Below are 1,398 nucleotides of genomic sequence, written 5' to 3' on the forward strand. Positions count from 1 at the left end.
GTGGGGCTGTTCACGGGTGGGGCTGTTTCAGCGCGGCCTGGGCACGGCGTCAGGTACCCAGCAGCAGGTGGCCCACCGCGTACACGAACGCGGCGGCCGTGGCCAGTGGGAGGATCGCTACCAGCGGCCACCCGACAGGATGGCCGTCGTGCTGGGGTGCCTGCCCGGGGATGTCGGCGGGCGCTGCCGCGCCGCCCGGCTCGGCCACGGGCTCGGCGCGGATCTCGGTGGCCGCGCGGGCGACGGCACGGTCGGCGACAACCGCTGCCACGGCGGCGGCGACCGCGATCAGCGCCGCCTCCCAGGCGGCCGGACCGTCCGCGAAGCCGCCGAGGAGAGCACCCGCGCCGGTACCGGCGGCGAGCCCGACGGCCGGCGCGACAGCCAGCCCGGCCGGCCCACCGGCCCGCGGCCCGGGGCGGGCCCGGCCCCACCCGGTGGGCCCCGCCGCTCCTCCCGGCCCGGTGAGCGCACCCGTGCGCGGCATCGCGGCACACAGCCGTGTGACGAGGACGGCCGTACCCGCACCCAGCAGACCGGCGGCCAGCACCGCGGGGCCGACCAGCCGGCCGTCCGGCGCCCGGATGGCGGCCACGTTCAGGCAGCCGGCCAGCAGGGCGACCAGAACCACTCCGCTCAGGCCCGCGGCCATGTCGACCGTGACCGTCGCCGCCCGTCCCACCGGGGAGCCGTGACGGCGGGCGGTGGCCCGCCGCTCCCCTGCCCCGAGCAGCCGTCTCACCGGCGGCGCGGAAAGAACATGATCATACTGCTGCCGGGCCCCGGTCGCCGCTGGCGGCCCGGCCCACGGCGAAGCACCGGCGGCCCGCGCACCCCCGCGCCGTCTGGCCAGCTGGACGAGGATGACCGCCACCACGGCGGGGCCGATGACCCCGGCCAGGTTCCCGATCCCGTCGGAATCGGTCAGCGCGGCGGTGACGTCCGCGGCCAGCGCCGCCACCAGCACGATCGCGAGGGTCCCGGTCGACGCCCCGAGCGCCCGCACCCAGGCCCGGCCGAGCAGGACCCCTTCGACGGCGATGACGGCGGCGAGCGGAAGCCGCCCCACGGTCGCGGCGAGCACCGGTACGGCAGCGGCGACGGCGACGCAGATGCCGGTGAGAGGCGTCCGCGGGCAGCCCGGTCGCCGCGGGTGACTGTCCACCGGCGTGCCGGCCGGCTTCGTCCTGAGGACCGTCCTGCCTCCGCGGGCGTACACGTCCCCATGTTCCCATGGCTGCCGTGGGCGGTCGCGGACGACAGCGGCGAACCGGGCGAAACACCCAGGTGGACACCCAGGTGGACACCCGGATGGACAGCCGGATGGACAGCCGTATGCACGCCTGGGTGGGCGGTCCGTCCGGGCACCTGTCGCCGTATGCCCCCGGCGGGCATCGG

1 protein-coding gene is annotated in these 1,398 nt (G+C 77.5%); it reads right to left on the minus strand.

Annotation, left to right across the window (positions count from 1 at the left end; translation table 11 throughout):
* Positions 1 to 49 precede the first annotated feature (49 nt).
* Complete coding sequence (locus tag AC5LSR_RS15180; RefSeq protein ID WP_493468601.1) at positions 50 to 1,219, minus strand: hypothetical protein; 1,170 nt, start codon at positions 1,217 to 1,219, stop codon at positions 50 to 52.
* Between the last annotated feature and the right edge of the window lie 179 nt (positions 1,220 to 1,398).

This window comes from Protofrankia sp. CiP1_Cm_nod4 (assembly GCF_982290645.1).